The following is a 24,064-nucleotide window of genomic DNA, read 5'->3' on the forward strand; positions in this document are numbered from 1 at the left end:
GTGTCTGGATGGCTAACGTGACTTATACGGATACGCAACTGCTGATCGACGGCGAGTGGGTCGACGCCGCGAGCGGCAAGACGATCGACGTCGTGAACCCGGCGACCGGCAACACGATCGGCAAGGTGGCCCACGCGGGCATCGCCGATCTCGACCGCGCGCTCGCCGCCGCGCAGCGCGGCTTCGAAACGTGGCGCAAGGTGCCCGCGCACGAACGCGCGGCGACGATGCGCAAGGCGGCCGCGCTGGTGCGCGAGCGCGCCGACGCGATCGCTCGGTTGATGACGCAGGAACAGGGCAAGCCGCTCACCGAGGCACGCGTCGAAGTGCTGTCGGCGGCCGACATCATCGAATGGTTCGCGGACGAAGGCCGCCGCGTGTACGGCCGGATCGTGCCGCCGCGCAATCTCGGCGCGCAGCAGACGGTCGTGAAGGAGCCGGTCGGCCCGGTCGCCGCGTTCACGCCGTGGAATTTCCCGGTCAACCAGGTCGTGCGCAAGCTGAGCGCCGCGCTCGCGACCGGCTGCTCGTTCCTCGTGAAGGCGCCGGAGGAAACCCCCGCATCGCCGGCCGCACTGCTGCGCGCGTTCGTCGACGCAGGCGTGCCGGCCGGCGTGATCGGCCTCGTGTACGGCGATCCGGCTGAAATCTCGTCGTACCTGATCCCGCACCCGGTGATCCGCAAGGTCACGTTCACGGGTTCGACGCCGGTCGGCAAGCAGCTCGCCGCGCTGGCTGGCCAGCACATGAAGCGCGCGACGATGGAGCTGGGCGGGCACGCACCGGTGATCGTCGCCGAGGACGCCGACGTCGCGCTCGCGGTGAAGGCCGCCGGCGGCGCGAAGTTCCGCAACGCGGGGCAGGTCTGCATTTCGCCGACGCGCTTCCTCGTGCACAACAGCATCCGCGACGAGTTCACGCGCGCGCTGGTCAAGCACGCCGAAGGGCTGAAGATCGGCAACGGCCTCGAGGAAGGCACGACGCTCGGCGCGCTCGCGAACCCGCGCCGGCTGACCGCGATGGCGTCGGTGGTCGAGAACGCACGCAAGGTCGGCGCGAGCATCGAGACGGGCGGCGAGCGGATCGGCTCGGCAGGCAACTTCTTCGCGCCGACCGTGATCGCGAACGTGCCGCTCGAAGCGGACGTGTTCAACAACGAGCCGTTCGGCCCGGTCGCGGCGATTCGCGGCTTCGACAAGCTCGAGGACGCGATCGCGGAAGCGAACCGTCTGCCGTTCGGGCTGGCCGGCTACGCGTTCACGCGTTCGTTCGCGAACGTGCACCTGCTCACGCAGCGCCTCGAAGTCGGGATGCTGTGGATCAACCAGCCGGCCACGCCGTGGCCGGAAATGCCGTTCGGCGGCGTGAAGGACTCGGGCTACGGGTCGGAAGGCGGGCCGGAAGCGCTCGAGCCGTATCTCGTGACGAAGTCGGTGACGGTGATGGCGGTTTGACAACCGGTTGAGCGTAGCGAGGCCGCCGCTTCCGCGTATGGGGGCGGCGGCCTTTTCTTGGCGCGTTGACCGCGGCGAATCTCAGCGGGCCGGCAGAATGCCCTCGAAGACGCCTTTCACTGCGTCCTGCTCGCCGGGGTTCAGATCTCCGTAGGTTCGCGGAACCGCGCCGCATTGAGCGACCTCCGCGCTTGCGACCTTTCCTTTCGCGACTGCCCATTCGGCCGACAGATTGCCTTCGAATATCATGCCGAAGCGGCTATTGGCACCCGCCGCCTGACCCCAGCCGTTCACCATCATCGCTTCCTGCGCTCCGCCCCACGCGATCGGGTGCTTGCCGTTCTGCAACTCGCCGCGGTTCTGGCAGGACCCGGCATTCGGCACGCAGTGGCCCCCGATGATTTGCTCCGGCGCGGCCTTCTTCAGGTCGGCCAGGTCCATCAGCATGTAGTTCTCGAGATTGACCAGATAGTCGCGATTGCTTTCGGCGATCAGGATCGCCGCCATCGCGTTGCCGAGCGCCTGATCGTTCGCGGCGGTTCCGCTCAGGCCGCCCGAGTAAACCGTCTTCATCGCGTTGAGCAGGTCCGCCTGCTTCCTGTCTTTGGTGGCCCTGGCAAACATCGTCGGGTAGTCGCTGGCGAAACACGTGCTCGGGTTCCCGTACGCGCGTCCCCAGAAATGAATGTAGTTCGAGTATTGCCCGCCGCCACACTGGCGATAATAAATGGCCTGGTTCATCGAGAAGAACTGACTCTGGCCTCCTGTTCCCGCGCATTGATAGGCTGCGAGACGCAGGAACTTCAACGGGCTCACGACGTTGCCGAAGTAGTTGCGGGTGCCGGGACCCTCTGCAGGAAGGTGATCGTTCGCCCCGTCGCAACGTTTCGGGTCGGGCGGGGGCGTTACCGGCGTCAACGACGTATTCCCGGCGGCGGTGACTCGCGCGTTCGCGACCTTGAGCGCGGCGTCGCGCAATACATCCGACGTCACGTAGAGCGGCCCTCCGCGCATGCCGACGGCATAGCAGGCGGTCGCCCCCTGCGCCTGCGTGGCGAAAGAAAGTGCGGCGGCAAACGAACATGCGGCGATCCCCAGGGTGCCGCCGATAAGTTTACGATCGATATCCATGAACGGGCTCCAGTGATTTCGTGGATGGGAGAGGGCCCACGAGCGGGCATGCGTCAACGACAAGCAGGCGCACGCAGACGGCCTATGGGCCGAAAGCGCTGCCCGACATCATCGGGCGAAGGACACAGGAGGAAGGGACGTTCGGGGCGAGCGGTTGTGACCTGCCCGGGGAGCGGAGGGGCGCTGTGCGTCAGTCACGCCCGAGCGGCATCACGGGCCGCCGGTCCATTGGCTATTCTCTGATCGATACGAGTATCGGGATTTTCACGGACGGCAACGCGCGCGTAATGGAGAAATGACGATTGCGCCATAGGCTCTTCAACTGCCTCGCCCACAAAAATGCGGACAGGTTCGAATCCAGATCACGGAGTGATCGTTGCCTCGTCCACGACGATCACGTAGCGACCGCCATCCGAGCAGGTTACGGCGATCGTGCGGGTATCGTGCTTGTCTTCCGGCACGCGTGCGCCGATGACATTCATTCTCGCTTCTTGATTGAGCAGTGAGGAAATTCGTGTAGAACCCGGCACGAGGAACAGGGAAAAATATCGTCCGTAATCCCTGTCGAATGGGGGCGACGGCCCTTCAATAGTAGATTCCAGTTCCCAATGTGCATTCAACACCTGTCTGACGCACTTCCAGCCAATCCGTGCGGAACAACGACCGGCTCGAGTGGGACAATCCTGAACGCGCGACACGGTTTGAAGCCCATCTTTTTAAAGCGACGGGAAATGACTTTTCAGCCATCGCGGGCGAAACCGTGCAGTCGCCACACCGAGCGCGCCGTTGGCACCGTTGATCGTCGGGGTTCCTTTGTTTGTCGTGACGAGCAACGTCCGCGGTGGAGCAAACCCGGACCAGTCGAGTGACTGTCATTGCGGGGGGGCGGTCCATCGCCTATTCTCCGATCAGTACGAATATCAGGATTTCACGGACGGCAAAGGCGCCTGTAATAGAAGAACGGAAAATGCGCCATACGAAACGGGGATCATGCTGACAGAACTTGCAACAATCACCGAGCGACGCCATCTGATTGAAACAGTCTGCCTGTGATTCGGCGATCGGCTTGAATTGAGCGATCGGCAAACGATCGATACAGCTTTCAGGCACCCAGGTCAGAACCTGGCACTTTCAACAAACAAAGAAAAAGAGCAGAGGGGCGCAGTTCAGGCATTAACCACCACTACGGAGATATCTTCATGGCCAACTCGATAGCGAATCAATTCGTCGATTGGGGTTCGGAATTTCACAATCCGCCGTGGCAAGCGAACGACAGCATCGCGATTGCCCCCGGCGTGACAACCGTATTCGATCTGCTGACGGCCGACGGCGTGTCGCCCGCTCTCAACCCGCAATCGCAGGGTTCAGGCGCGAGCCTGTTCATTACGGCCTTGGGTGGAGTAGAGGCCAACCAGGGCGGCAACGGCTACTGGTGGGTGTATTTCGTCAACGGCCGGATGCCCGACGTCTCATGTGCGGTCTACACGCTGCAACCCGGCGATAGCGTGGCCTGGGACTACAAGCACTACTCGAGCGGCTTGAAGCAGGCGGTTCATCCGCCGCTGGCTTGACGGTCGTCGCGCGATCCATGCGACGCGGCCGGCATCGGCCCCTTCAATGCCGGCCGCTCCCCCGATAGCTCTCCACTTCCGCGTCGTACGCCGCCAGAAACGCCTTGCCGAACACCGACGCGAAATCGTCCTCGATCGCGAACACCGTATCGCGATGGGTCGCCGCGTAGCGATCCCACATCCGCGCCTTGTACAGCGCGGGCACGCGCTTCTCGTACCAGCGCATCGAATCGTCGCGTTCGCGCAGCCGTTGCGGCGAAAAGCGCGTCAGCAGATCCATCAGCGCGGCGCGCATGCCAGCGACCATGCCGATCTGGTGCGCGTGCAGATCCTGGAACGCATCGCTGACCGCGCTCTGCGGCGACATGAAGCCCGGCAGCGGCAGCCCGAACATCTGCCGCAGCACCGCGCCGCCGTCCGGCAGCAGCTTCAGCGGGTTGTTCTCGCGATCGAGCAGCATCGTCATGTGCGCCTTCACCTCGCGCTTCAGGATGCTGCGCGACGACAGCAGCTCGACCGTGCCGTTCGCGAACAGCGCCAGCAACTGGCCCGCGATGTAGAGCTGTTCGGCCGACCATTGATGCGATTCGGCGGCCGTATCGAGCCCCGCACCTTCGAAGAACGCGTTCAGCAATTCGTCGGGTGTCGGTGGCGCCGGCGCACGCGCGGCCTGCGGCGCCGGTTCGTCGGCCGGACGCACGTCGGCGCGCGCGGCTGCCGGTTGCACGCGCACGTGCTGCGTCCACTCGGGTGCGTGGTCCGCCTGCGTCGCGGACGACGACGCCTCGCGATCCGCATTGCGTCGATCGGCCGACGGCGCCGTGCCCGCCGCGCCGATATCGCCGGACGACTGCGCGAACAGGTCGAGCGGATCGGTCGATAGCTGATCCAGGTCGCGCTGCGACGGCGCGGATGGCATGGCGTGCCGTGCGGCACGGTTCGCCGGCTGCGCCGCATCGGCGCGGGCAGGACCGCCCGGCCCGGCGCCGGTATCCGCCGCCTTGCCGCGCGGGGCGAGACGATCCTGGAGCAGCGCCCACAGCCGGTTGCCGGCGCCTTTCGTGTCGTCGCGCGAAGGCGAGGGCGAGGGGGGCGGCGAAGGCTGCGCCGATCCGGCCGCCTCCGGCGCGCCGCGCCTGTCGATGTGCACGCCGCCGGTATCGGGCGCCATGTCGATGACCGGCGCGTCGCTGCCGTCGTCGCGTTCGGCCCGCAGCACGTACGGCCCGATGCGGATGATGTCGCCGGTGTTGAGCGGGCGTTCCTGCGCATAACCGACCGGCTCGCGATTCACCTCGATCGTCGACACGCTGCTCAGGTTCTTCAGCAGGCACGCGTCGTCGCCGACCTGCAGCAGCGCCTGCAGCCGCGAAATCTGCCGCGTGTCGTCGCGCAGCACCAGATGGTTGTCGCTGGCCCGACCGATGGTGCCGCCCGGCGGGTGAAACACGACGGCTTCGCAGGAGTCGTTTTCGACCGGTTCGCCGGCATGTTCGATCACGATCAGTTGCATGTCATACGTCGCTCGGTGGATGAAGCGCTCGCGTGGAAACCGGTTCGTTCAGGATGACGACGCATGTCTGCGGCGCGCGAACTCGAACGCGGGCCCCCAGACCGGATGCCCCTTCTCGGCGGCGGACAAGTCGAAGCGCGGGTTGAGGTCGAGAATCTTCGAGAATTCGGCGCGGCACTGCGCGACGCGATTCGTCACGCAATAGCTGAACGCGAGGAGCTTGTGCGCGGCGACCTGCGTGTCGGTGTCGGCACCGTCGATCTCCTTCGCGCGGCTCAGCAGCGCGATCGTGCGCCCGTAGTCGCCGGCGGCGTACGCGGCGCGCGCGCTGTCGACCGTCGCATGCGCGGCCGACCGGGTCGGCGACGTGCCGCACCCGCCGGCCCCCAGCAACAAGGCGCCGAGGAAAATAACGAGCAATGAACGGCCTTTCATTTTTGAAATGAAAATTCGGCGTAATTGGAAAATGTGAAAGGTGGCACACAAGCGCTGTTGGATTCTAGTGCCAATCATCGGCATCGATGCCGCTGTTACGTTTTGTTTCAACTGGACGATCCGATTCCATTTAAATCGAAAAATAGACTACGAACTTCAGCACTTGTTAATCCTAAAAAACGACCTATAGTTCGCTGTGTTTTTCGGATTCGTCAGTTGTTTTGTCAGCGCTCGGCAATGCACGAAAAACCGGACCGTCCGTTCGGGCGGCACGAACAGCCTGGCACACCATCAGCGTCGCGAGCATCCCTTGCCCGGCGGCCGGCTGGCTTGCGCCCCACGCTCATCCGACAGGTGTCCATGCAATAGAACCGGGCCGCCACGGCGAACCGGTCGGGTAAGTTTTTTCGATTAATAACCAATCTCGATTCAATTACCTTTCACCTCGACAATTCAACTTTCATAAATCCAGGATGATTTGCCCCGGTTTTTACGATAAGAATTTGCCGGAAAAAATTTCAGCGGAAGGATATGCCAAACACATAATTACCGGTCAATTAATTGTCCCTTTTTAATCCGATCAACCGGTTTCGAACTCGGCAACCGGCGGATGGCTATTGGGTGGCGAGGGTGGAATATGCAATGGCGGTCGAGCAGTTTCATCGTATGGGGATGCGTATTGCTGTTTCCGGGGTGCGGCGCGACGGAGCACGCAGCCGCGGTGCCGTATGCGATCACGGTCGACGTTGCGCCGGACGTCAACCCTGACATGAATCGCAAGCCTTCGCCGATCGTGCTGAAGGTGTTCCAGCTTCGCGCGGCGTCGGCGTTCGACAGCGCGGATTTCTTCTCGCTGCAGGACAAGCCCGGCAACGTACTCGGCGCGGATCTGCTCGGCACCGACCGCGTGATCCTGCGGCCGGGCGAATCGCGCACGCTGCACTATCGCGGCAACGTCGAGGCCGGCGCGATCGGCGTCGTCGCCGAATACCGGATGCTCGAAAAGAACCGCTGGCGGCTGACGGTGCCGCTGCCGCGCGCGAAGCAGCTCAACCTCTACAAGTTCTGGCAGACGTCGCCGGGCGAGCTGAAGCTGTCGATCGCGGTCCGGAACGGCGGCATCGCACTGAACGACGCGCAGGGGCGCCCATGACCGAACCGACGATGTCCGCGACGCCGGTCGCGGCCCTCCGCCAGCGCGTGGTGTGGACCGAGGGGATGTTCCTGCGGCCGCAGCATTTCCAGCAGCTCGAACGACACTGGGAACGCTACGTCGCGCTGCGCTGCCTGCCGCTGCAAGGGTTCTACTGGGGCTTCGATACGCTGGAAATCGATCGCGAGCAGCTCGCGCTCGGCAAGGTCGCGCTGCGCGCCGCGTCGGGCGTGATGCGCGACGGTACGCCGTTCGACCTGTCGCATCCGGACGATCTCCCCGAACCGCTCGACGTACCGGCCGACGCGAAGGACCAGCTCGTCGTGCTCGCGCTGCCGCTGTGGCGCGGCGGCGGCGAGGAGGTGTCGTTCGGTGCGGGTACAGCAAACGGTAGCAATGGCGCAAACGGCAACACCGACGTCTCGCGCTACGTCGTGCGCGAATACGAAGTGGCCGATGCGAACGCGGTCGCGCTCGGCCCCGCGCTGCTGCAGACGGGGCGCCTGAACGTGCGGCTGATGCTCGAAGCCGAGCTGACCGGCGACTGGCACGCGCTCGGCGTCGCGCGGGTCGTCGAGCGGCGCACCGACGCGCGGCTGCTCGTCGACGACGGCTACATTCCGCCGCGGCTCGTCGCGCAGCACGATGCCGTGCTGCTGGCGTATGCGCGCGAGCTGCACGGGCTGCTCACGCAGCGCAGCGAGGCGCTCGCGGAACGCCTGTCGGAGCCGGGGCGCGGCGGCGTGTCGGAAGTCGCGGACTTCCTGCTGCTGCAGCTCGTGAACCGTTATCTCGCACTGACCTGGCATGCGCAGCAGCACGTGTCGACGCATCCGGAAGCGCTGTTCTGCGACTGGCTGAAGCTCGCATGCGACCTGAGCACGTTCACGGCGGCCGGCCGCCGCCCGCAGTCGCTCGCGGTCTACGTGCACGACGACCTGCGCACGAGTTTCGCGGAACTGATGACGGAACTGCGCCGGTCGCTGTCGACGGTGCTCGAACAGAACGCAATCCAGATCGAGCTGCGCGACGCGGGCAACGGCATCCGGGTCGCGACGCTGGCCGACCCGACGCTGCGCGACACGGCAGGCTTCGTGCTGGCGGTGCGCGCGGACGTGCCGGCCGACAGCCTGCGCGCGCGCTTTCCCGCGCAGGCGAAGCTCGGGCCGGTCGAGCGGATTCGCGATCTGGTGCAGTTGCAACTGCCGGGCATCACGATGCGCCAGTTGCCGGTCGCACCGCGGCAGATCCCGTATCACGCGGGTCATACGTACTTCGAGATCGACAAGGGCAGCGACCTGTGGAAGCAACTGGCGCGCTCCGGCGGTCTCGCATTTCATTTCGCCGGCGAATTACCTGGGCTCTCGATGGAGTTCTGGGCGATCCGCGGGTGAGGGCGGGCATCGCGATGAATAGTTCTTCCGATTCGATCGCCACCGGCGCAGGCGCGGGCGGCTTTGTGCCGCCGAATCCGGGCGGCATGCATCCGGCCGCCGCATCCGGTACCTCCGGCGCGGCCGGGCCGACGGCCACGCAGCCGCGGCCGGGCCGCTGGGCCGCGAGCGGAACGAACCCGCTCGTCGCGGCCGCGAACCCGTTGCTCAACCTCGTGCCGCAGATCCGCTCGACCGTCCATCATCCGAACCCGGCGTGGCTGCGCGAGCATCTCGTCGTCGAGATCCGGCAGTTCGAGGCGCGCGCGCAGGAAGCCGGCGTGCCGTCCGAGGCGATCATCGGCGCGCGTTACTGCCTGTGCACGGCGCTCGACGAAGCGGCCGCGCTGACGCCGTGGGGCGGCAGCGTATGGTCGTCGCACAGCCTGCTCGTGTCGTTCCACAACGAGACGTGGGGCGGCGAGAAGTTCTTCCACCTGCTCGAACGCCTGTCACAGCAGCCGCGCCAGCATCTCGACCTGCTCGAGCTGCTGTATTTCTGTCTCGCGCTCGGCTTCGAGGGCCGCTATCGCGTGCTCGACAACGGCCACGCGCAGCTCGACGGGCTGCGGCGCCAGCTCGCGCAGACGATCCGTTCGGTGCGCGGCGAATTCGATCCCGCGCTGTCGCCGCACTGGCGCGACGTCGTCACGCGCGACGTCGCGCGCCGTTTCACCGTGCCGCTGTGGGTGTGCGTGGCGCTCGCGCTGCTGATCGGCTTCGGCGTGTTCGTCGGGCTGCGCATCGCGCTTGCCGGGCATTCGGATCAACTGTTCGCGTCGATCGACGCGCTGCATGTGCCAAAGCTGCAGCCCGCGCAGGCGCCGCCGCGCCCGGCGCCGGCGCCGCGCGTCGCGAAGTTTCTGGCACCCGAGATCGCGGCCGGCCTCGTGTCGGTGCGCGACGACGCCGATCGCAGCGTGATCGTGCTGCGCGGCGACGGGCTGTTCAAGTCCGGCTCGACGTCGGTGATCGACCGCTACGTGCCGGTGCTCGCGCGCGTCGCCGACGCGCTGAACAAGGTGCCCGGCAACGTGCGCGTGACCGGCTACACCGACGACACGCCCGTGCATACCGCGCGCTTCGCGTCGAACTGGGACCTGTCGCGCGAACGCGCGGAGGCCGTGCGCAGCATGATCGCCGCGCGGCTCGACCATCCGGAACGGCTCGCGGCGGAAGGGCGCGGCACGCTCGATCCGGTCGCGCCGAACGATTCGCCGGCGAACCGCGCGCTGAACCGGCGCGTCGAGATCACGCTGCTGCCGGCGCCCGGCAGCGCCGCCGTCGGCGCGACGCAGGGGGCCAACTGACATGAACCAGGCTGTCGCGCGTTTCGTCCGGCCGTTGCCGTCGCGGGAGATCTGGACCTTCGCCGGTCTCGTCGTGCTCGCGTGCTTCGTGTGGCTCGCGGGCCCGCTGTTCGCGTTCGCCGAGTTCCGGCCACTCGAAAGCGGCTGGGCGCGCGGGCTGACGATCGCGGTACTGTTCGCCGCGTGGGGCGCGCGCGTCGCGTGGCGCAGCTGGCGCGCAGGCCGCCTCAATGCGCAGTTGCTGAACCAGTTGCGCGAGGCCGTGCCGGGGCCGGCCACCGCCGACGATCCGGCGAAGGCGCAGCTCGACGAACTGCGCAGTCGCTTCGACGAAGCCGCAACGCTGCTGAAGAAGGTCCGCTTCGGGCAAGCCGATGCCGTGCGCAAGGGCCTGCCGCGCTGGTTCGACCGGATGTCGCGCCAGTATCTGTATCAATTGCCGTGGTACGTGTTCATCGGCGCGCCGGGCTCGGGCAAGACGACCGCGCTCGTGAATTCCGGGCTCAGCTTTCCGCTCGCCGAGCAGTTCGGCCGCGCGGCAATTCGCGGCGTGGGCGGCACGCGGCACTGCGACTGGTGGTTCACGAACGACGCGGTGCTGATCGACACGGCCGGCCGCTACACAACGCACGAAGGCAACCGCGCGCTCGACGAAGCCGAGTGGAAAGGCTTCGTCGACCTGCTGAAGAAATACCGCACGCGCCAGCCGCTGAACGGCGCGATGCTGACGATCAGCGTGGCCGACCTGCTCGGCGCGTCGGAAGCGGAACGCACGCAGCACGCGATGGTGCTGCGCAAGCGGCTGCTCGAACTGCGCGCGCAGCTCGGCATCCATTTTCCCGTGTACCTGCTCGTGACGAAGGCCGACCTGCTCGCGGGCTTCGCCGAGTATTTCGGCAACTACGGCCGCGCGGAATGCGCGCAGGTGTGGGGCTTCACGTTCCCGCTCGCGCAGAGCGAGGCGCCCGGCTTCGACCTGCGCGCGGCATTCGACCGCGAATACCGGCTGCTGCACCAGCGGCTGAACGACGGGCTGCCCGAACTGCTCGCCGCGCAAACCGATGCGCGCCAGCGCGAGATGACCTACCTGCTGCCGCAGCAGATCGCCGACCTGCAGGACATGCTCGGCCAGTTCGTCGCCGAGGTGTTTTCCGTATCGAGCTTCGAGCCGATGCCGATGCTGCGCGGCGTCTACCTGACGAGCGGCACGCAGGAAGGCACCGCGTTCGATCGCGTGATGAGCGGCATCAAGCGCTTCCTGAAGATCGAGGGCGTGCCGCCGGTTGCGCAGGTCGGCTCGACCGGGCGCAGTTTCTTCCTGAAGTCGCTGCTGCAGGAGCACATCTTCCGCGAAGCCGCGCTCGCCGGCAGCGACCTGCGCTGGCATCAGAAGCGGCGCGTGCTGCGGATCGCCGGCTACGCGCTGCTCGCGCTCGCATGCGTGGCCGTGCTGGTCGCGTGGCTGCGCAGCTATTCGAACAATCGCGCGTATCTCGACCAGATCGCCGCGCGCGTGCCGGCCGTCGATTCACGGATCGCCGGCGCGAAATTCTCCGACGCGTCCGACATCGCGCGGCTGCTGCCCGTACTCGACGCGCTCGGCGGGCTCGCGAATGCGGGCGGCGTCGACTTGCAGCATCCGCCGCTCGCATATCGGTGGGGACTGTTCCAGGGCGAGAAGATCGACGAAGCCGTCGATGCCGTGTACCGGCGCGCGCTCGACGACGTGCTGCTGCCGATCGCCGCGAGCCGGATGGAAGCCGCGCTGCGCGACGCGCGGCCCGACGAAACCGACTACGCATATGCGGCGCTGAAGGCATACCTGATGCTGTACGACAGCGCGCACTACGATCCCGCATTCGTGCAGGCCGTCGTCGATCTGGAAATGGAGCGCTCGCTGCCGCCCGAATTCTCGCCGGCCGAACGGTCCGCGCTGCGCGCGCATCTCGCCGCGCTGTTCGGCAACCGCGTCGCGGTGTCGCCGTATCCGATGAACGAGCGGCTCGTGGCCGACGTGCGCGAGCGGCTGCGACAGGTGCCGTTCTCGCAGCGGCTGTACCGGCAGCTCACGCGCACGCTGCGCCCGGCGACGTCCGCGTTCGACTTCAGCGTCGCGCGTGCGGTCGGCCCCGACGCGTCGCTGGTGTTCCGGCGCCAGAGCGGCAAGCCGCTGTCGGAAGCAGTGCCGGGCCTCTATACGCGCAACGGCTATCGCAACGTGTTCGCGCCGCGCCTGGCCGGCGAGGTCGAAGCATACGGGCGCGAAGAGGTGTGGGTGCTGAACCTCGGGCTGTCCGAAATCCCCGGGCCGAACGACGCGGCCGCGTGGGCGCGCGATATCCGCCAGCTCTACCTGAACGACTACCTGAAGATCTGGGACGACTATCTTGCCGACATCAAGCTGCAACGCACCGCAACGCTCGCGCAAAGCATCCAGGTGGCGCGTGCGCTGTCGTCGGCCGATTCGCCGCTCACGCGGCTGATGGTCGCGCTCGCGCGCGACACGGCGCTCGGCGATGCGCCGGGCGGCGCGCGCAATCTGGCGGCGCGTGCGCAGGACAAGGTCGACGAGGCGCGCAGTTCGCTGTCGCAGATATTCGCGGGCCAGGCCAGCGACGCGAATCCGTCCGCGGCGGCGCCCGCGAGCCCCGAGCAGATCGTCGACAGCCACTTCGCCGGCTTGCGCGCGTTCGCGCCGGGCAGCGGCGACCAGGCGCAGGGATTCGACGCGGTGCTGAAGTCGATCGACGCGCTGTACACGTACCTGACGGCCACCGACGACGCGCTGCGCAGCGGTGCGCAACCGCCGCCGTCCGACGCGCCCGCGCGGCTGCGCGCGCAGGCCGGCCGCCTGCCGACGCCGTTCCGCGAAGTGCTCGACGACCTGTCGAACGTCGCGAACGGCAGCGTCGCGACCGTCGAGCAGCGCAGCGTCGCGCTGCGGGCCGGCGCGAATGTCGGCGACTTCTGCCGGCAGGCGATCGCGGGCCGCTATCCGTTCGCGCGCGGATCGTCGCGCGACGTCGCACCGGCGGATTTCGCGCAGATGTTCGCGCCGGGCGGCCTGATGGACGATTTCTTCCAGAAGAACCTGCAGTCGATCGTCGACACGACGTCGCACCCGTGGCGCTTCGCGAACCGCAATGCGGACGCCGACCCGTCGGCGGCCGCGATGCTCGCGTCGTTCGAGAAGGCCGCGGTGATCCGCGACGCGTATTTCGGCGGCGGGGCGCGCACCGCGCAGTTGAAGGTGCAGATCCAGCCGCTCGAAATGGACCCGTCGATCACGGAGATGGTGCTCGACGTCGACGGGCAGATCGTCCGCTACGCGCACGGCCCGCTCGTGCAGAGCGCGGTGGACTGGCCGGGCCCGCGCGGCAGCAACCAGGTGCGGCTGCAGGTGTCGGCGCAGGCCAGCGCGGCCGACGGCTTCACGACCGGCGGGCCGTGGGCGCTGCACCGGCTGTTCGACCGCGCGGCCGTGTCGGCCGGGCGCGGCTCGGACCAGATGATTGCGCGCTTCACGGTCGACGGCAAACCGATCGTGCTGCAGGTGAATGCGGGCAGCGTCCGCAACCCGTTCAGGCTGGCCCAGATGGAGTCCTTTACATGCCCTCCGAAGCCATAAGCCCCACACCGCCGCTCGCGCGCGCCGCCGGCGACGCGCCGGCCTGGTACGGGAAGATTCCCGGCGCCGGCGACTTCGTGAACAGCCGGCTGCCGCATGCGCTCGCGCTGTGGTGGGAACGCTGGCTCCAGCAGGGGATGGCCGCGATGCGCCAGCGCGGCGCGGACGAGATCGAGCGCCATTACACGGTCGCGCCGGTCTGGAATTTCCTGATCCCGACGGGTGCCGGCGCGTCGTGCGTGCAGCCGGGCTGCCTCGCGCCGAGCTGCGACCGCGTGGGGCGCTACTACCCGGTGATCGTCACGCTGCCGATGCGCGCGGCCGATTACTGGAACGGGCTGCCGGACACCGCCGACGCGTTCTACTGGCAGGTCGGCCATGCGCTGCTCGACGCGATCCGCCATGCGCGCGCGCCGGGCGATCTCGAACGGACACTGGAACGCGTGCGGCTCGTGCCGGGCGGCGGCAGGCATGCGGAACGCGTCGACGGCATGCCGGCGACGCTGCCGGAGCAGCCGGCGCCGGCCGCGTGGCCGGGGCTGTCCGGCTATTTCGATCCGCACGGCGGCACCAGCTTCTGGTGGACCAACCGCGCCGACGGATCGCCGCTGCGCACGCATGCGCATACGGGCACGCCCGACAACGCGCTGTTTCTGACGCTGTTCGGCGGCGGTCAACAGCCCGGCTGAAGCGCGACGGGCAGAAGGCACACGGTTTCAAGAGGTGGACATGAAGGACGCTGGATCGAGAGACAACGAGTACGACACGGCGACACGCGGCGACGCATCCGAATTCACGGTGCGGCCGCTGCCGCTCGGCCATCGCCTCGGTGAGCTGCAGCTCGACGAGGTGCTGGGGATCGGCGGTTTCGGGATCGTCTATCGCGCATTCGACCGCACGTTGCGGCGCGCGGTCGCGATCAAGGAGTACATGCCGTCGATGCTCGCGACGCGCGGCGGCGACTACACGGTGTCGCTGCGTTCCGAGCGGTTCGCGCAGGCGTTCGACGCAGGGCGCGGCGCGTTCCTCAACGAGGCGCGCCTGCTCGCGCAATTCGATCATCCGGGGCTCGTCAAGGTCCTGCACTTCTGGGAAAGCCACGGCACCGCGTACATGGTGATGCCGTTCTACGAGGGGCGCACGCTCAAGCAGCTGCTCGACGGCGGCATGCGGATCAGCGAGACGCAACTGCGCAACATCGTCGGCGCGCTGCTCGGCGCGCTCGACACGCTGCATCGCGCGCAGTGCTTCCATCGGGACGTGGCGCTCGACAACGTGCTGATCCGCCCGAACGGCAGCGCGATCCTGCTCGACTTCGGCGCGGCGCGCAAACGGATCGGCGATCTCGTCGACGACGGCGCGATGATGATCAAGCCCGGCTACGCGCCGATCGAGCAGTACACCGACGATCCGGCGTTCAGCCAGGGGCCATGGACCGATCTCTATGCGCTCGGCGCGGTGATGCACGCGATGATTACCGGCGAACTGCCGCCCGCGGCCGTCGTGCGCAGCATCAAGGACACGTACCGGCCGCTCGCGTCGCGCGAGTTGCCGGCCGGCGAGGTGTACAGCCCGGCGTTTCTCGCGGCCGTCGATCATGCGCTGCAGCTGCGGATTCCGGATCGGCCGGAATCGGTTGCGGCGTTCGCGGCGGAGCTCGGGTTGCGGGACTTCGACCGGACGGGTGCCGGGTATGGCGCGGCGGTCGTGCCGCCGGTGGGTGATGCGGGCAGCGGCGGCGAAGGGAAGGGCGAGGCGTCGGCGGGTGCCGCTGCGTCGGGCATCGCGTCGGCTGCTGCTGGTGCTGCTGCTGCGATCGGCGAGGGTGGGACGGCTTCGGGCAAGGTTGCGTCGGATGTGCAGTCGTCAACGCCTGAGCGTCAGGACGATGTATCGGCACCGACGGACAGCGCATCTGCTTCGCCTGCCGAGTCCGGCGCCAAGCCGGAGGCCGGCGCGCCTTCAGCATCGAAGGCGGCTGCAGAGGGCGCCACGATTGCGGCCACGAGCGCGCTGGCATCGTCGGCCTCGCATGCGTCACAGCCGGCGGAGAAGCCGGTTGAATCCGGTGCGCCGAACGGAAACGCCGAGCGTGCAAAGGAGCCAGCCTCCGCAAGAACCGATACGCACCACGAAGCAGATACACGATCCACGAGTGCCGACGCAGACATCGGCAAGCACAGCGCAGCGGATTCCGGGAACACGAACGGGAACGGGAACACGTACGCGTCTGCCGGCGCCGCCGATACGACCGCACCGCATCCCGCTGCATCGCCATCGAGCCGGGCATCCGCGCCGTCCGGTACCCAACGCAGCCCCTTATTCGCAGGATCGCGCCGCCGCATACCGGCCTACATCGGTGGCGCGCTCGTCGCACTGATCGCCGTCGGCCTCGCCGCAAACTATCTGTCGCGTCCCGCGCGCGTCGCCGACGAGGCCGCACCGGGCGCGAGCCAGCCGCAGGCCGGCACGTCGTCGCCCGCCAGTACGCCGGACACCACGCTGGCCCAGCACGGACCGACGCCGATCGTCGTGCCGCCGTCGAGCCTGCCGGCCGGATCGTCGGCGCAGGTTCCGCCGCCGCCCGTTGCCGCCGCGCCGGCCAGCACACCGGCCGTCGACGCCGCCGCAACCGCACCGCAGGTCGCGACCACCGTCACGAACCCGGCCCCGTCGCAATCCGGCTCAAGTTCGACCATCGCGCCCGCCGGCAGTCTCGACACGTCGGAGCGCGTCGTCAGCGTGTCGCCGTCGGAAGCGGCCGCATCACCGGCGGCGACGCCCGCCCCGGCGCCGAAGCCGCCGTCGGAAGCCGATACGGCCGTCGCCGCCGTGAACGTGCTGCCTGCCGAGCAGCGCCCGCCGAAGGCGCAGGAAACCGTCCAGGTGCGCTTCAACGTGCGGCCGTGGGGCGACGTGTACGTGAACGGCGCGCGGCGCGGCGCGAGCCCGCCGCTGCGTTCCGTGTCGCTGACGCCGGGCGTCTACCAGATCGAGATCCGCAACGGCTCGCTGCCGCCGTTGCACCGCACCGTGGCGGTCGATTTCGGCAGCAAACCGATCAACATCGACTATGCATTCGAATGACATCAGCCAGGCGGCACTCGCCGCCGCCGTGCTTTCCCCTGGGTCGCCTGTTCTGCCGGCGCCGTCGCCGCGCGCCGACCTGATCGGCCGGCTGCTCGCGGACGTCGCGCCCGATGCGCCGTGCGGCGCGAACCTCGAATACGACGCCGAGTTCCTGCAGTTGCAGGAGCGCGCGACGCCGCGCGCCGAGCAGCAGTACGGCGACACCGTGATCCCGGCCGAGGCGCCCGACTGGGGCGCGGTCGAGCGGCTCGCGCTGGCGCTGTCCGCACGCACGAAGGACCTGCGCGTCGTCGCACACCTCGCGCGCAGCTGGATCGAGCAACACGGCATGCCCGGCTATGCGGACGCGCTCGCGGTCGTCGCGATCCTGCTCGAGCGCCGCTGGGACGATCTGCATCCAAGGCTCGACGCCGACGGCGAAGCGGACCCGACACCGCGGATGAACGCGCTCGCCGACGTGGCCGGCGCGCACGACTGCGCACGTGCGGCGCGCCGCCAGCCGCTGTTCGACGGCGGCCCGAGCGTGCGCGATGCCGAACGGCTGCTCGACGGCCGCGACGAAGCCGGCGGCCGTGCGAGCCTGATTGCCGCGCTGTCGGCCGTGCGCGGCGACGGCACGACGCCGCTCGACGCCGCGCGCACCGCGCTGCAAGCACTGGACACGATCCGCGCGTGCGTGATCGACAAGCTCGGCCGCGAGTGGGCGCCCGATGCAGGCGATGCGGAGAAGGCGTTGCAACGGATCGTGCGCGAAGTGCCGATGCCCGAATCGCAACCGGGCGCGCCGGATGGCGCAGGCTCCACGCTGCAGGCCGTATCCGGTGACGCATCGCAGGCCGGCGTCACACCCGTTGCGCCCGCGGCGATGCCGAACGCACACGCATGGCGCGATGCCGAGCTAACGAGCCGCGACGACGTACGGCTCGGCCTCGACAAGATGTGCCGCTATTTCGAGCTGCACGAGCCGAGCCATCCGGCGCCGCTGCTGCTGCGGCGTGCGCAGCGGCTGCTCGCGCTCGACTTCTACGAAATCATCCGCGATCTCGCGCCGGAGAGCCTGCCGAAACTGGACCTGCTGAGCGGCGAGCGAAGCGAATGAAACGAACGAACTAAGGAAGCCGCCGCGCGGGCGGCGGCAACGTACTGAGCAACCTGATCGACCTGATCGACGTGAAGGAGTGGACGATGACTGACAGAACCAAGGCAGCGGGCAGCGGACAGAAGTTCATCGCGCGCAATCGGGCGCCGCGCGTGCAGATCGAATACGACGTCGAAACCTACGGCGCCGAGCGCAAGGTGCAGTTGCCGTTCGTGATGGGCGTGATTTCCGACCTGGCGGGCAAGCGCGCCGAGCCGCTGCCGGATCTGCCGGAGCGCAAGTTTCTCGAGATCGACGTCGACAACTTCGACGAGCGGATGAAGTCGGTGGCGCCGCGCGTCGCGTTCCAGGTGCCGAACACGCTGACGGGCGAAGGGATGCTCAACGTCGACATGACGTTCGAGCAGATCGACGATTTCTCGCCGGCCGCGATCGCGCGCAACGTCGACGCGCTGCGCCGGCTGCTGGAAGCGCGCACCGAGCTGTCGAACCTGCTGTCGTACATGGACGGCAAGCACGGCGCCGAACAACTGATCGAGCGCGCGATCAACGATCCCGACCTGCTGAAGACGCTCGTGCGCAATCCTCACGAATCCGCGCAGCGCGGCGATGCGACCCAACCGGAGGCCCGCGATGAATGACCCTGTCCAAACCCGTGCCGATGCGCGCGACGCCGCGCAGCCGGCCGTCGAGCGCGACGAGTTCGCCGCGCTGCTGCAAAAGGAATTCAAGCCGAAGACGGCCGAGGCGCGCGAATCGGTGGAGCGCGCGGTGCGCACGCTCGCGCAGCAGGCGCTCGAACATACGGTCGGCATGACGACCGACGCGTACGGCAGCGTGAAGCAGATCATCGCGGAGATCGACCGGAAGCTGTCCGACCAGATCAACCAGATCCTGCATCACGACGAGTTCCAGACGCTCGAAGGCGCGTGGCGCGGCCTGCATTATCTCGTCACGCATACCGAGACCGACGAGCTGCTGAAGATCAAGGCGCTGCCGGCGTCGCGCAACGAGGTCGCGCGGATGCTGAAGCGCTACAAGGGCGTCGCGTGGGACCAGAGCCCACTGTTCCGCAAGATCTACGAGGAAGAGTACGGGCAGTTCGGCGGCGAGCCGTTCGGCTGCCTCGTCGGCGATTTCCATTTCAACCACAGCCCGCCCGACGTCGAGATGCTCGGCGAGCTGTCGAAGATCGCGGCGGCCGCGCACGCGCCGTTCATCGCCGGCGCGTCGCCGGAGCTGATGCAGATGGATTCGTGGCAGGAGCTGTCGAACCCGCGCGACCTGACGAAGATCTTCCAGAACACCGAATACGCGGCGTGGCGCAGCCTGCGGCAGTCGGAGGATTCGCGCTACGTCGGCCTCGCGATGCCGCGTTTTCTTGCGCGGCTGCCGTACGGCGCGCGCACCAACCCGGTCGACGAATTCGACTTCGAGGAAGACACCGACGCTGCGAACCACGACCGCTACACGTGGGCAAACTCGGCATACGCGATGGCCGCGAACATCAACCGCTCGTTCAAGCAGTACGGCTGGTGTTCGTCGATCCGCGGCGTCGAATCGGGCGGGGCGGTCGAAGGGCTGCCGAGCCATACGTTCCCGACCGACGACGGCGGCGTCGACCAGAAATGCCCGACCGAGATCGCGATCAGCGACCGCCGCGAGGCCGAACTCGCGAAGAACGGCTTCATGCCGTTCGTACACCGGAAGAACTCGGATTTCGCGGCGTTCATCGGCGCGCAGTCGCTGTACCAGCCGGCCGAATACCACGATCCCGACGCGACCGCGAACGCACGGCTGTCCGGCCGCCTGCCTTACCTGTTCGCGTGCTGCCGCTTCGCGCACTACCTGAAGTGCATCGTGCGCGACAAGATCGGCTCGTTCCGCGAGCGCGACGACATGGAGCGCTGGCTGAACGACTGGATCATGAACTACGTCGACGGCGACCCCGTGAACTCGTCGCAGGAAACCAAGGCGCGCAAGCCGCTCGCGGCCGCGCAGGTGGTCGTCGACGAGGTCGAGGACAACCCCGGCTACTACACGTCGAAATTCTTCCTGCGACCGCACTACCAGCTCGAAGGGCTCACCGTGTCGTTGCGGCTGATCTCGCGGCTGCCGACCGCGAAAGCGGCGAACGAATGAGTTGCAACACGGCATTCAACCTGACCTCGAACCGAAACGGAGACGGCAATGGGCGTGGCAATGTTTATGAAAGTGGACGGCGTGACCGGCGAATCGGCGGACGCGCAGCACAAGGGCTGGACCGACATCCAGTCGTTCACGTGGGGCGCGAGCCAGCCGGGCGCGATGGCGAGCGGCAGCGGTGGCAACGCGGGCAAGGCGAGCTTCAACGATCTCGTCGTCGCCGCGTACATGGACAAGGGTGCGCCCGCGATCATCAAGAACTGCGCGAACGGCAAGCATTTGTCGTCGGTCGAGATTTCGGCGTGCAAGACGGGCGGCACGCAGGTCGAGTTCATGCGCGTGACGCTGCAGGAGGTGCTCGTCACGTCCGCGCAGGTCGCGGGCATCGATCCGGGCGACGTCGCGGACCGGCTGATGATGCATTACGGCTTCCAGGCCGCGAAGGTGAAGAAGCAGTACTGGCAGCAGAACGACAACGGCGGCAAGGGCGCCGAGGTGACGGTCGGCTGGAACATCAAGGAAAACACCGAGATGTGACGGGGCGGGCACGCACGGAGACGACGATGGACGACCCGCGAACCGGCGACAGCCGCGACGGCCGGGAAGGCAGCCTGCGCGACCGGCTGCAGCCCGCGTTGCTCGACCGGCTCACCGACGACGCGCCGCAGCGCGCGGCCGAAGCGCCCGGCGCGCAATGGATCGGCACCGAGCGGTTGCGCACCGCCGTGCTGCGCGATCTCGCGTGGCTGCTCAACACGCGCAACGCCGAGGACGGTTTCGTCGACTGGTCGGCGTTCGCGCACGCGCAGGCGTCGGTGCTCAACTACGGGATGCGGCCGCTCGTCGGCAAGCCGATGTCGGGCGTCGAGCGGATGTCGGTCGAGGCGTCGATCCGCGATGCGATCGTCCGCTTCGAGCCGCGCATCGCGCCCGACAGCGTCGAAGTCCGCAGCGTGATCGACGCGCCGGGCGGCCGGGCCGGCGAACGGCGCCACAACGTGCTGCTGTTCGAGATCCGCGGCACGCTGTGGTCGATCCCGCATCCGCTCGAATTCGTGCTGCGCTCCGACCTCGATCTGGAAACGGGCGCGATGTCGCTGCAATCCGCGGCGGGGGCCTGACGCGATGGATACGCGCCTGCTCGACTACTACAATCGCGAACTCGCTTACCTGCGCGAGCTCGGCGGCGAATTCGCGCAGCAGTTCCCGAAGGTCGCCGCGCGGCTGCGGCTGCATGAATCGGGGCCGCCCGACCCGTACGTCGAACGGCTGCTCGAGGGCTTCAGCTTCCTCACCGCGCGCGTGCAGCTGAAGATGGACGCCGAATTCCCGCGCTTCACGCAGGCGCTGCTCGACGCCGTGTATCCCGGCTATATCGCGCCGCTGCCGTCGATGGCGATCGTCCGGTTCGCGCCGCTGATGAACGAAGGCAGCCTCGCACAGGGCTGGCGGCTGCCGGCCGGCACCGCGCTGCGCGCGCGACCGGCCGCGTCCGAGCAGACCGCGTGCGAATTCCGTACCGCGCACGACCTGACGCTGTGGCCGCTCGAACTGACCGATGCGACCGTCACCGGCGCGCCGTCGTGGCTGCCGCGCGGCGCCGTCGCGGCGCGGCAGGACGTGCGCGGCGCGCTGCGCATCCGGCTGAAGGCGCGCGGCGGTGCGAAGCTGTCGCAACTGCCGCTCGACCGGCTGACGTTCCATCTCGCGGGTCCCGAGCGCGACGCGCTGCACCTGCTCGAACTGATCGCCGCGCATGCGCTCGGCGTCGTGTGTCACGACCCGGCCCAGCCGCCGCGCTGGCTGCATACGCTCGACGCCGACGCGATCGTCCACGAAGGTTTCGATCCGGCGCAGGCGATCCTGCCCGACGACGGCCGCAGCTTCCACGGCTACCGGCTGCTGCGCGAGTATTTCGCGTTTCCGGCGCGCTTCCTGTTCTTCAGCATCGGCGGGCTGCGCGCCGCGCTCGCGCGCGCGACCGGCGACGAGTGCGAGCTGACCGTGCTGTTCGATCGCCACGACGCGGCGCTCGAAGCGGCCGTCGACGCGCGCCATCTCGCGCTGAACTGCACGCCGGCCGTGAACCTGTTCGCGCGCCGCGCCGATCGGATTCCGCTGCAGCCGGGGGCGCGCGAGCATCATGTCGTCGTCGACCGCAGCCGGCCGCTCGACTACGAGGTCTATGCGGTGCAGCGGCTCGCAAGCGAGCAGCGCGACGACGGCCAGTCGCGCGAATTCCGGCCGTTTCACGCATCGTTCGCCGGCGACGACGGCAACCACGGCGCGTACTACACGGTACGGCGCGAGCCGCGGCTGGTGTCCGCGCAGGCGCGCGCGAACGGCACGCGCACCGGCTATGTCGGCAGCGAGACCTACGTGTCGCTCGTCGACAGCCAGTGCGCGCCGTACGACGAAACGATGCGCTACCTGTCCGCCGATACGCTGTGCACGAACCGCGATCTCGTGCTGCTGCAGCCGCCCGGCGACGCGAACACGTTCACGCTGCGCGTGTCGGCCCCGGTCGAGCGCATCGTCGCGATCCGCGGCCCGTCGCGGCCGCGCCCGCCGATCGCCGACGCGCAAACCGCGTGGCGATTGATCCGCCATCTCGGCCTGGCACGCCACACGCTGACCGATCTCGACGACGACGAGGGCGCGCATGCGCTGCGCGAGTTGCTCGGCCTGCATGCCGACCCGGCCGATGCCGCGATGCGCCGGCAGATCGACGGCGTGCAGCGCGTCGCGTTCTCGCCGGTGTTCCGCCGGCTGCCGGCGCTCGGGCCGCTGATGTTCGGGCGCGGCGTGCAGGTCGACGTGACCGTCGACGACCATGCGTTCTCCGGCGACAGCCCGTTCCTGCTCGGCGCGGTGCTCGAACAGTTCTTCGCGCGTCACGTGTCGATCAACGCATTCGCCGAATGCGTGCTGACCAGCGCGCAGCGCGGCACGCTCGCGCACTGGCCTGCGCGCATCGGCAGGCGGCCCGCGATATGAAACGCGACACGACGCCCGGCGTGCAGCCGACCGCCGCCGACGCCCGCCGCGATGCGTGGTGGGCTCGCTTGCGGGCCGCGCCGCACGGCTACGACCTGTTCCAGGCGCTGCGCTGGCTCGACGCGCTGTCGCCCGGCCGCGCGCCGCTCGGCCATGCCGCGCGGCCGCGCGACGAGCCGGTGCGGCTCGGGCAGCAGCCGTCGCTCGCATTCGCGGCGTCGATGCTGGCCGGCGTGCACGAGAACGGCGCCGCGCCGCCGCGCATCGCGATCCACGGTTTCGGGCTGTTCGGCCCGAACGGGCCGCTGCCGACGCACCTGACCGAATACGCGCACGAGCGCGCGGCGCAGCACGACGACCCGACGTTCGCCGCGTTCGCGGACCTGTTCCATCACCGGCTGATCCTGCTGTTCTACCGCGCGTGGGCCGACGCGCAGCCGACGGTGAGCCTCGATCGCCCGGAGCGCGCACGGTTCGACGGCTATATCGCGAGCCTGATCGGGCGCGCGGTGCACGGCGACAGGCCGGCCGCGCAAGCCGGTGCTGCGGCCACGGCAACCGCCGACACGCTCGCGCCGCATGCGCGCTATTTCCATGCCGGCCATCTCGTGCGGCACACACGCAACCCGGAAGGGCTCGTGCAGATCCTGCGCCGGCATTTCGGCGTCGACGTGCGCATCGTCGAGCACGTGCCGCAGTGGGTCGCGATCGAGCGCTCGCAGCGCTGCACGATCCGCGCGACGCGGCCGACGTTGCGTGTCGGCGCCGTCGCGCTCGGCGTCGCGGTGCGCGATGCGCAGTCGCGTTTCCGGATCGTGCTCGGCCCGCTGTCGCTCGACGCCTACCGCGGCTTCCTGCCGGGCGGCCCGCATGCGCGGCAGCTTGCGCAATGGGTGCGCGAATACGTCGGCATCGAGTTCGACTGGGACGTGCAGCTCGAACTGGCGGCCGACGCGGTGCCGGCGATCGCGCTCGGCGCGCGGCAGGGGATCGGCCGCACCGCGTGGCTCGGGCAGCGTCTCGAACCGGGCCCCGCGCGCGACCTCGTCGTCCGCTACGACGTGCGGCGTGGCGGTGCCCCCCTTCATCGCGAAACCGCCTAAAC

The 24,064-nt window shown here is 68.3% G+C and carries 19 protein-coding genes; 16 read left to right on the forward strand and 3 right to left on the reverse strand.

The genetic code is table 11. The annotated features are described in order from the left end of the window. Positions 1-8 precede the first annotated feature (8 nt). Positions 9-1,454, forward strand: a complete 1,446-nt coding sequence (locus KVT39_RS01365; protein ID WP_034179521.1) for an NAD-dependent succinate-semialdehyde dehydrogenase — start codon at positions 9-11, stop codon at positions 1,452-1,454. An 81-nt stretch (positions 1,455-1,535) separates the two neighbouring features. Here KVT39_RS01365 and KVT39_RS01370 read toward each other — a convergent pair whose 3' ends face one another. After that, positions 1,536-2,585 (reverse strand): hypothetical protein, encoded by a 1,050-nt coding sequence (locus KVT39_RS01370; protein ID WP_217587151.1) that lies wholly within the window; start codon positions 2,583-2,585, stop codon positions 1,536-1,538. A 786-nt stretch (positions 2,586-3,371) separates the two neighbouring features. On the opposite strand from KVT39_RS01370, the gene KVT39_RS01375 reads away from it, so the two are divergent. Both KVT39_RS01375 and KVT39_RS01380 read left to right on the forward strand, forming a co-directional pair. Beyond that, positions 3,372-3,638 carry a hypothetical protein gene (locus KVT39_RS01375; RefSeq protein WP_217587159.1) on the forward strand — a complete coding sequence of 89 codons (267 nt, stop codon included), beginning with the start codon at positions 3,372-3,374 and terminating at the stop codon, positions 3,636-3,638. Positions 3,639-3,784: 146 nt separating this feature from the next. Further along, on the forward strand, positions 3,785-4,156 hold the full coding sequence (locus KVT39_RS01380) for a DUF4430 domain-containing protein (RefSeq protein ID WP_105393402.1): 372 nt from the start codon (positions 3,785-3,787) through the stop codon (positions 4,154-4,156). A 43-nt stretch (positions 4,157-4,199) separates the two neighbouring features. Here the strand turns inward: KVT39_RS01380 and tagH are convergent, their stop codons facing one another. Together tagH and KVT39_RS01390 are read right to left on the reverse strand one after the other, a co-directional pair. Next, a complete protein-coding gene (gene tagH / locus KVT39_RS01385; RefSeq protein WP_217587169.1) occupies positions 4,200-5,669 on the reverse strand; it encodes a type VI secretion system-associated FHA domain protein TagH in 1,470 nt (489 codons plus the stop codon). Between the two features lie 48 nt (positions 5,670-5,717). Beyond that, positions 5,718-6,104 (reverse strand): TssQ family T6SS-associated lipoprotein, encoded by a 387-nt coding sequence (locus KVT39_RS01390; RefSeq protein ID WP_034179517.1) that lies wholly within the window; start codon positions 6,102-6,104, stop codon positions 5,718-5,720. A 637-nt stretch (positions 6,105-6,741) separates the two neighbouring features. Between KVT39_RS01390 and tssJ the strand changes: the two genes are divergently transcribed. The 13 genes from tssJ to tssG all read left to right on the forward strand — a co-directional run bounded on the left by tssJ (position 6,742) and on the right by tssG (position 24,062). Next, positions 6,742-7,257 (forward strand): type VI secretion system lipoprotein TssJ, encoded by a 516-nt coding sequence (gene tssJ, locus KVT39_RS01395; RefSeq protein WP_034179516.1) that lies wholly within the window; start codon positions 6,742-6,744, stop codon positions 7,255-7,257. Then, positions 7,254-8,651 (forward strand): type VI secretion system baseplate subunit TssK, encoded by a 1,398-nt coding sequence (tssK, locus tag KVT39_RS01400; protein WP_217587181.1) that lies wholly within the window; start codon positions 7,254-7,256, stop codon positions 8,649-8,651. The genes tssJ and tssK overlap by 4 nt, the downstream gene beginning before the upstream one ends. 14 nt (positions 8,652-8,665) lie before the next feature. Continuing rightward, positions 8,666-10,000 carry a DotU family type VI secretion system protein gene (locus KVT39_RS01405; RefSeq protein WP_217587183.1) on the forward strand — a complete coding sequence of 445 codons (1,335 nt, stop codon included), beginning with the start codon at positions 8,666-8,668 and terminating at the stop codon, positions 9,998-10,000. A 1-nt stretch (position 10,001) separates the two neighbouring features. Then, the gene (gene tssM / locus KVT39_RS01410) at positions 10,002-13,628 is read left to right on the forward strand and encodes a type VI secretion system membrane subunit TssM (RefSeq protein ID WP_217587185.1); all 3,627 of its coding nucleotides are present in this window, start codon (positions 10,002-10,004) and stop codon (positions 13,626-13,628) included. Beyond that, on the forward strand, positions 13,610-14,317 hold the full coding sequence (gene tagF, locus KVT39_RS01415; RefSeq protein WP_217587193.1) for a type VI secretion system-associated protein TagF: 708 nt from the start codon (positions 13,610-13,612) through the stop codon (positions 14,315-14,317). The genes tssM and tagF overlap by 19 nt, the downstream gene beginning before the upstream one ends. 40 nt (positions 14,318-14,357) lie before the next feature. Then, positions 14,358-16,715 carry a serine/threonine-protein kinase gene (locus tag KVT39_RS01420; protein WP_217587195.1) on the forward strand — a complete coding sequence of 786 codons (2,358 nt, stop codon included), beginning with the start codon at positions 14,358-14,360 and terminating at the stop codon, positions 16,713-16,715. Beyond that, positions 16,702-17,817, forward strand: coding sequence for a type VI secretion system protein TssA (gene tssA, locus KVT39_RS01425; RefSeq protein WP_217587197.1), 1,116 nt, complete (start codon positions 16,702-16,704; stop codon positions 17,815-17,817). Before KVT39_RS01420 ends, tssA begins: the two co-directional genes overlap by 14 nt. A gap of 86 nt (positions 17,818-17,903) precedes the next feature. Beyond that, a complete protein-coding gene (gene tssB / locus KVT39_RS01430) occupies positions 17,904-18,458 on the forward strand; it encodes a type VI secretion system contractile sheath small subunit (protein ID WP_034179510.1) in 555 nt (184 codons plus the stop codon). After that, entirely contained in the window at positions 18,451-19,959 is a 1,509-nt protein-coding gene (tssC, locus tag KVT39_RS01435; protein WP_105393408.1) for a type VI secretion system contractile sheath large subunit, read from the forward strand. Before tssB ends, tssC begins: the two co-directional genes overlap by 8 nt. Positions 19,960-20,007: 48 nt before the next feature. After that, positions 20,008-20,499 (forward strand): type VI secretion system tube protein Hcp, encoded by a 492-nt coding sequence (locus KVT39_RS01440; protein ID WP_027791618.1) that lies wholly within the window; start codon positions 20,008-20,010, stop codon positions 20,497-20,499. A 26-nt stretch (positions 20,500-20,525) separates the two neighbouring features. Next, on the forward strand, positions 20,526-21,083 hold the full coding sequence (gene tssE / locus KVT39_RS01445) for a type VI secretion system baseplate subunit TssE (RefSeq protein WP_217587199.1): 558 nt from the start codon (positions 20,526-20,528) through the stop codon (positions 21,081-21,083). A 4-nt stretch (positions 21,084-21,087) separates the two neighbouring features. Then, positions 21,088-22,959, forward strand: a complete 1,872-nt coding sequence (gene tssF / locus KVT39_RS01450; protein WP_217587201.1) for a type VI secretion system baseplate subunit TssF — start codon at positions 21,088-21,090, stop codon at positions 22,957-22,959. Continuing rightward, positions 22,956-24,062, forward strand: a complete 1,107-nt coding sequence (gene tssG / locus KVT39_RS01455; RefSeq protein WP_217587221.1) for a type VI secretion system baseplate subunit TssG — start codon at positions 22,956-22,958, stop codon at positions 24,060-24,062. The genes tssF and tssG overlap by 4 nt, the downstream gene beginning before the upstream one ends. Positions 24,063-24,064: the final 2 nt, after the last annotated feature.

The organism is Burkholderia sp. GbtcB21, from assembly GCF_019091065.1.
Taxonomy (GTDB): Bacteria; Pseudomonadota; Gammaproteobacteria; order Burkholderiales; family Burkholderiaceae; genus Burkholderia; species Burkholderia pyrrocinia_C.